This window comes from Aphanizomenon sp. UHCC 0183 (assembly GCF_009712065.1).
GTDB lineage: Bacteria > Cyanobacteriota > Cyanobacteriia > Cyanobacteriales > Nostocaceae > Dolichospermum > Dolichospermum heterosporum.
The window spans coordinates 21,172-28,972 of sequence record NZ_VILC01000053.1 but is presented as its reverse complement, the minus strand read 5'-3'; the positions used below and the strand labels follow the sequence as shown (position 1 = coordinate 28,972).

The window sequence follows — 7,801 nt, the reverse complement described above, 5'->3', positions numbered from 1 at the left end:
CCCCTTACAGTTACCAAAACTGTAACGGTAACTAAATTTCAAGCTGCCCAGGACTATTATAGGTAAGTGCAAAAAAGCAAACATCTTTCTTTAGTGTGAGGATTTAGCAATGTCTTACCCGATTCCGTCCAAAATGTGGCAGCGCGTCAGTATTTTAACACTACTTTTATTACTACCAACAGTAGGAATTGCCGTTTTCCGTCAGTCCATGACAGTTGCAATTCCCCCCAATTCAACCACATCAGCCAACTCCATTTTACCCAATCACCTCAACTACCAAGCACTTCAAGCATTAGCCAATAATTATAGTTGCGTCGTTTCCATTCCTAACTTTGGTACTATTCCCGTCACCCGCACGGAATTTGCTACAGTCTTGAATACTTGTTCACAACGCATCAATGAACTTATAGTAAGTAACCCCACCACAGTAGCCAAAACAGACCTACAAACCCTACAACGCTTACAAAAAGAATTTGCCCCAGAGTTAGCAATTCTCAACAATTCCCAAGATGTAGATAAATTAGAAACTCGTACCAATATCGCCCCTATTCAACCTACCAGAGAACGCATTCAAGACCAATCTACTCCTAAGACTAAACCATCAGGCGTAGTCATGCCATTACCCCCTAGTTCACCGGTGATGTCTACTGTTAACCGTCCCCGGATTTCTAAAATCCAAGCTGGTAGCAGTATTAATGCCTTAGTTGCCCCCGAACCTCAAACAGGTGGTAAATTCAACACAGAGAACTATAACCGCATTGATGATAATCCCTTTCATCGTGTTGATAATGACCCTCTTTCCACTTTTTCTATAGATGTAGATACAGCAGCCTACAGTAATATGCGACGGTTTATTACCCAAGGGCAATTACCACCCAAAGATGCCGTACGGATAGAGGAATTGATTAACTACTTCCCCTATAATTATCCTCAACCCACAGGAAATCGACCTTTTTCCGTCACCACTGAAGTGACTGCTGCTCCCTGGAATCCCCAACATAAATTAGTACAGGTAGGTTTACAAGGTAAACGCTTAGAGAGTGAAACCTTACCACCCAGCAACCTCGTATTTTTGATTGATGTCTCCGGTTCTATGGGTGAACCTGACAAATTACCCTTGGTGCAACAGTCTTTAAAATTGCTAGTCAATAAGTTACGTCCTGAAGACAGGGTAAGTTTAGTAGTTTATGCCGGAAATGCAGGTGTAGTCTTACCTGCTACCCCTGGAAATCAGAAAACGAAAATTCTCGCAGCCATTGACCGCTTACAGGCTGGAGGCTCTACTGCTGGTGGTCAGGGGATTGAATTAGCTTACAAAATTGCCAAACAAAACTTCCTCAAATTAGGTAATAATCGAGTTATTTTAGCTACCGATGGAGATTTTAACGTCGGGGTTTCCAGTGATGCCGAATTGACCAGATTAATTGAACAAAAACGAGACCAGGGAATTTTTCTCACAGTTTTGGGATTTGGCACCGGCAACTATAAAGATAGCAAAATGGAACAACTAGCTGATAAGGGTAATGGTAACTACGCCTATATTGATACCTTATTGGAAGCTAAAAAAGTCCTAGTTAATGACATTCGGGGAACGCTGTTTACCATTGCCAAGGATGTGAAAATTCAGGTGGAATTTAATCCAGCTAAAGTGCAAGCATACCGCTTAATTGGCTATGAAAACCGCCTATTGCAAAACCAAGATTTCAATGATGATAAAAAAGATGCAGGAGAAATTGGTGCTGGTCATTCTGTGACAGCATTGTATGAAATTATTCCTACTGGCACGAAGAGTGACGTGAAACTACCAGAGGTAGATCCTTTGCGTTATCAGCGTTCTGGTGTAACTGCAACCAATACTGCCGATAATGAGATGATGTTGGTGAAACTTCGCTATAAATTACCTCAAGATATTACCAGTCAATTAATTACTCAGACTATCAAAGATAGCGATTTCAAAGTTAACCAAATCCCCTCCACGAATTTAAGATTTGCGGCTGCTGTGGCAACTTTTGGGATGATATTACGTGATTCTGAGTACAAGGGGAATGCTAACTATGATTTAGTGATCAAATTGGCAACTCAAGGTCAGGGAGAAGATCAGGAAGGTTATCGAGGTGAGTTTATTCGCTTGGTGGAGAAATATAGAGATTTGATGATCAGAAAGTGATGCAATACTGAGCAGTTAAGGAAATATAGTAATCTTATTTGATTTGTGAACATTACAAGAGTCAGATCCCCGACTTCTTAAAGAAGTTGGGGATCTTATTGCTATAAAACCATCCTCTAGAAAGATGATCTATGGCAGCAGAGGAAATAAATTAGTAACCATATCAATTCTGAATTAATCTCAATTAAATCGTGTTCAAAAAGAGATTATTTAATTTTTTAGGATTGGTAATAACAATAGCGATCGCTCTTATTAGTTGTCATAATTTGCTATTACCAAAATCACCCCCACCCATTACCGTCAAACTCAGTGGTTGGACAGGTAATCCCCTAGAACAAACACTGTTAAAAGAGGTAATCCAAGACTTTGAAAGGCAGCATCCCCAGATAAAAGTCAAATATGAAGCGATCGCCGATCAATATATGGATGTGATTAAAACCCGTCTAGTAGGAGAAGCCGCACCAGATGTATTTTATCTTGACACTTTAGAAGCCCCTTTTTTAATGGGTCAGAATGTCCTAGAACCCCTTGATAAATACATTAACGCCAAATTTGACATCACAGACATAGAACCCAACCTCCTCAACAATTTTACCTACCAAAATCATATTTATGGTTTACCTAAAGACTATTCCACCCTAGCCCTATTTTATAACAAACAAGCATTTACTCAAATTGGTTTAACCAATCCACCAACCACATGGGAACAACTCCGCACCTATGCAAAACAACTAACAGGCAAACTGAATAAATATGGCTTTGGAGAAATTCCCGAATTAGCCCGTCAGGCATATAAAATTACAGCTTTTGGCGGAGAAATTATTGATAAAAATGGTTATGCTACCTTTGCCAATGATCCAGGTTTGCAAGGTTTAGAATTAGTCATTAATCAATATCAAAAAGACCGTTCTTCCGCTCAAAAATCTGATGTCGGTACAAATTCAGGGAGTGAAATGTTTGGACAAAATAAAGTAGCAATGGTAATTGAGGGTAATTGGGCAATTCCCTATTTGCAAGAAACCTTTCCCAAACTAGAATTTGCGACAGCAGAGATCCCTAAAATTAATAATCAGCAAGCAACAATGGTTTTTACCGTTGCTTATGTCATGAATAAACAAGCGCCCCATAAACTTGCAGCGTGGAAACTCATTTCCTACTTAACAGGTAAAGAAGGCATGAAAAAATGGACAAGGAAAGGATTTGCATTACCAGCCCGTAAATCAGTAGCACAACAATTAGGATATGATCAAGATCCTCTCAGAGCATCACTAGTAGCAGGAGTTAATTATGCTACACCCTGGCAATTAGGCAAGTATCCCGCCGCAATTATCAACAACTTTGATAATCAATTTATTAGTGTTTTGTTAAGACAACAACCATTAAAACAGGCAATGTTAAAAGCGCAAAATGCAGCCAACCAACAAATTCAGGCAGATATGTAGTGAGTGTTTACCAGTCAGCAATAAAACTCTTTAGATGCAAGACTTTGTAATTAAAATTTGTGCCAGACTCTGATTTTTTATCGAACAGAATTCAGGAGTCAGAATTCAGAATGAATTCTGTGCCAGTGGCGGATGAATAACTGGGTTTAAGACCCCCACCAAATCGTAGATTTGGTGGTCTTTAATCAGTCGCAGGTTTGAATCCTCGACTGATTGATTCTGACTCCTGGCTACTGACTCCTTCTTCAATCCTTTCTTCCTTTGCATGAGATATAAAAATGTGTTTAATTTACCCGAATATCACTGTAATAGACAAATTAAAGAAAATTTAACAGCTTATTTATTCATAACTCCCAGTATTTTAGTTTTAGGCACATTTGTAATTTTGCCTATTCTCTATGCCGTATTTCTTTCCTTACACAAAGTACAAATGCTAGGAGGGATTCATTACCAGTTTTTCGGATTAGGTAATTTCCAAAGATTGCTAACAGATGAAAGAGTAGGAATTGCTTTAAAAAATACCGCAGAATATGTAGCCATTGTTGTTCCCACTCAAACTATTTTAGCTTTAGGTTTAGCTGTAACACTCAATTCTGGCATTCGCGGGAAAAATTGGTGGCGAATTCTTTACTTTTTACCAACAGTCACATCTTCCGCCGTATTGACACTAATTTTTATGTGGATTTATAACACAAATGGACTCCTAAACAATTTTTTAGCTTTCCTAAAATTACCTATTTATAATTGGTTAGGAGATCCATCTGTTGCCCTCAAAGGGATTATGATCATGAATATTTGGTCAACAGCACCGTTTTTTATGGTGATTTATTTAGCAGCTTTACAGGACATCCCCCAAACCCTTTACGAAGCAGCAGAACTTGATGGTGCGAATAGTTGGGAACAGTTTCTTTATATTACCTTACCTTTATTGCAACCTGTGACTTTCTTCGTTATAGCGATGGGGATAATTGGGACTTTTCAATTATTTGATCAATCTTATATATTTTCTGGAGGAACTGGCGGACCAAATAACGCCACTCTCACCTTAGTTTTACTAATTTATCAAACCGTATTTCGGAATTTACAGATGGGATATGGTGCAGCGATCGCCTTTTTACTAGCATCTGTAATTATTATCCTCACATTAATTCAGAGACAATTCTTCGGAGGTTATAAAATTTGAATAAAATCCTTAATAATTTCTGGCTTAAAGTTCTATTATATATCTTCCTTACAGCTTACGGAATTATCACCATAATTCCCTTTCTTTGGGCATTTTCCGCATCATTTAAGCCCCTTCCTGAAATCATTAGTGGTGAGTTTAATTTCATCCCCAAACATTTTACTCTTGATAATTACAAACAGATATTTCTGCAAGAACCTTTATTTTGGCGATGGTTATTTAATAGTGTAATTATTGGCATTACCGTCACAATTTTAAACTTACTATTTAACTCAATGGCAGGTTATGCCCTAGCCAGATTACATTTTCATGGTAAAAGTTTCTGGTTCTTCCTAATTTTGACAGTCTTAGTAGTTCCAGCACAAATTACCCTGATTCCCACATTTTTAATTCTCAAAGCCATCGGCTGGTTAAATTCATACCCAGGGATGATAGTTCCGAGTATGGTTAATGCTACTTTTATTTTCATGATGCGGCAATTCTTTGTTAATTTCCCTAGAGAATTAGAAGAAGCCGGTCAACTAGATAGTTTAAATGCCTGGGGAATTTTTTGGCACATAGTTTTACCTCTAGCCAGACCAGCATTAGCCGCACAAGCGATTTTTGTATTTATGGGCAGTTGGAATAATTTTTTACTGCCCGTAGTCATTCTTTTTGACCCAGAAATGTTCACCTTACCCTTGGGACTAAACACCTTTAAAGGTCAATATATCAGCTATTGGAACTACATTATGGCAGCCTCAATGGTATTCACCCTGCCCGGTTTAGCCATTTATGCCTTCTTTAACCGCTACTTAATTCAAGGTATTACCTTTACCGGTAGTAAAGAATAATTCCTCAAACTCTTCCTCTCTGCGCCTCTGCGCCTCTGCGTGCAAAAATTCATCCTTTCCTGCCCACAGCAACACAATAAATAGCCGCATGACGTTGCCCATCAATCCCCAACATAGCGTTCAAACTCATATCATGAAATCCACCGAGACAAAGACTGTCCAGCCCCAATTGCACAGCCATTAAACTTATGTTTTCAGCTTGATGACCAGCTTCCAAAAGTGCAAAACGATAGCCTCGCGCTCCATATTTGCCCATTGAGCGCATAAAAACCGACGTGAACACAAACAGAGCATTGGCATTGACAATATAATCCTGCTGCAAAAATGCTTCTACAAAATCTGTTGGTACAGCATCATTCACCCAATGTAAACCGTGTCCGCGAGGTTCATAGTGATAAAGTCCGGCAACCAAACCCTCCACTGCTTGTGTAGATACGAACACCTCCAGGGGATACAATCCTCCCGCAGAAGGAGAGTTGCGAGCCTCATAGCATTGATTATCTACCTCACGCAGTCCATTGAGTCCACACCCTGCATCCAGTAGTTGCGCTAAGGAGACGAGTGGCATCACCTGATTTTCAAATGATCGCACAGAACTACGCCGTGCTAAAAGTTCCGACAGCGGGTTATCCCGTGGTGCTGGTGGCAATTCCAGAAAAGGAGCTTCTGGCAGATATCGCAGTTCAGTAGCCGGAACACGCTTAACATAACTTTTCGGGACTGGAGAGTTCAAATGATACAAAAGAGCTAACTCCAGAGGTTCATTGACTGTGTGCATTGTTCTAATTTCCTCGTTTTAAGCCATCGGATGTGGGCAGGGATTCAAGTCATTTTTGGTACGTCGGCCACCATAACCTAACCTTTCTGGGACTGCAAACAACCGTCGAGTTCCCAGTGGCTCTTGTCCATAACCAAAATAGATAGGAACTAATTCACTGGCTAAAGTCCGCACGACTCGGAAACCAAGAGAGGCGATATCAGGGGCGGTAATTTCCACTACATAAGGTTCAACACCCACTGAATTCAACTTGGCAACTACTGATTGCAAATTCTCCGCTTCTGATTTAGGTTCATAAATTGGTAAATCTTCAACTTGGCAAGATTGATGATGATGAAATAAGAAATCCAACTCACTCAACCGAGAGGTTGTATAGAAAAAAGCGTTGTGATCATCCAAATTCTGAACATCACTATATTGATGGAGATTAGTCCCAGCCCCAGTTTTCATCCGTTCTATGTCACCAAAGCGAGCTTGACAAACCTCAAAAACTGCCTTGTGAAAAGCCGTTGCTCCATCAAGATGACATCCCATACCAGTGGAAACAGCGGGACCTTTGCCCGAACGGTCAATTAACATAGCCATGAAAACTGGGACTTGAATATCAGTAATCAACTGGAAGACAACTAACTCAATGCCAAAGCGGGCATAGTGGCGGGCAATTTCCGTCTCAATTCCTGGCAAGTGGTCAAAATAGATGCGCGGAGCCGGGAGACGATTTAACCAAGTAATGATGAAAGCATCACGTTCAATTAATTCGCACAAACCCCTGTAGGCTGCAAACTCCCAAGTCGGTCCACTAGCCATACCGTTAGAACTAACAGGTAAAATATGATCTCCTGGTTGGTTGCCGTCCCAGTCCAAATAAACCAAGAAGGCTGGAACTAAAACCTCTTGGTTACTGGATAAAGAAAGGGCATTTATCCACGAAGTCTGCATTGTCGGATTGAAAACTGGAAAAGGGAAGTTTGGGTCAGAGTATTGTTGGTCGGAAAAGGGGGAAAAAACCGCAGGAGAAACGGCACGATTACCTAATTCTTCATAGTTACTAACAATTAGTTGCCGATAATCAACAATACCGCCGCAGTATCTTTCTATAGCTTCGCCTACAGCCCCAAAAATGGCTTGTTCATCTGTCATACCTCTGCCGACACCGTAGCGTAAATCATCCTGCTGTTTACGAAGCTGGAAATTGGCTAATTCGGCTTGCCACAAAACGGGAAAATCGAACTCTGTATAAGGCTTGGTGAATCTATCTAAGGATCGAATAATGCCAGTATGGGGGCTGACTAAATCTTGCCAGCGGGGACTGGCGATCGCCCCTGGTACTGCGCTCTGCGAAATCGCTGTATTCACTGTGTTCTCTCCTATCTCCTATCTTTTTCCGTTCCCTGTTCC

At 40.4% G+C, this 7,801-nt stretch carries 6 protein-coding genes; 4 read left to right on the top strand and 2 right to left on the bottom strand.

What is annotated here, in order from left to right:
• The first annotated feature begins 109 nt into the window (after positions 1–109).
• The 4 genes from FJR37_RS17250 (at position 110) to FJR37_RS17235 (ending at position 5,625) form a co-directional block, all read left to right on the top strand.
• Positions 110–2,167, top strand: coding sequence for a VWA domain-containing protein (locus tag FJR37_RS17250; protein WP_039203642.1), 2,058 nt, complete (start codon positions 110–112; stop codon positions 2,165–2,167).
• 191 nt (positions 2,168–2,358) lie between these two features.
• The gene (locus FJR37_RS17245) at positions 2,359–3,609 is read left to right on the top strand and encodes an ABC transporter substrate-binding protein (protein WP_039203643.1); all 1,251 of its coding nucleotides are present in this window, start codon (positions 2,359–2,361) and stop codon (positions 3,607–3,609) included.
• A gap of 280 nt (positions 3,610–3,889) precedes the next feature.
• Positions 3,890–4,792, top strand: coding sequence for a carbohydrate ABC transporter permease (locus FJR37_RS17240; protein WP_371416132.1), 903 nt, complete (start codon positions 3,890–3,892; stop codon positions 4,790–4,792).
• Positions 4,789–5,625, top strand: coding sequence for a carbohydrate ABC transporter permease (locus FJR37_RS17235; RefSeq protein ID WP_039203644.1), 837 nt, complete (start codon positions 4,789–4,791; stop codon positions 5,623–5,625). Before FJR37_RS17240 ends, FJR37_RS17235 begins: the two co-directional genes overlap by 4 nt.
• 49 nt (positions 5,626–5,674) lie before the next feature.
• Here FJR37_RS17235 and FJR37_RS17230 read toward each other — a convergent pair whose 3' ends face one another.
• Both FJR37_RS17230 and FJR37_RS17225 read right to left on the bottom strand, forming a co-directional pair.
• The gene (locus FJR37_RS17230) at positions 5,675–6,403 is read right to left on the bottom strand and encodes a SagB/ThcOx family dehydrogenase (RefSeq protein ID WP_168466628.1); all 729 of its coding nucleotides are present in this window, start codon (positions 6,401–6,403) and stop codon (positions 5,675–5,677) included.
• A gap of 18 nt (positions 6,404–6,421) precedes the next feature.
• Positions 6,422–7,759 (bottom strand): YcaO-like family protein, encoded by a 1,338-nt coding sequence (locus FJR37_RS17225; protein ID WP_371416131.1) that lies wholly within the window; start codon positions 7,757–7,759, stop codon positions 6,422–6,424.
• Positions 7,760–7,801 lie beyond the last annotated feature (42 nt).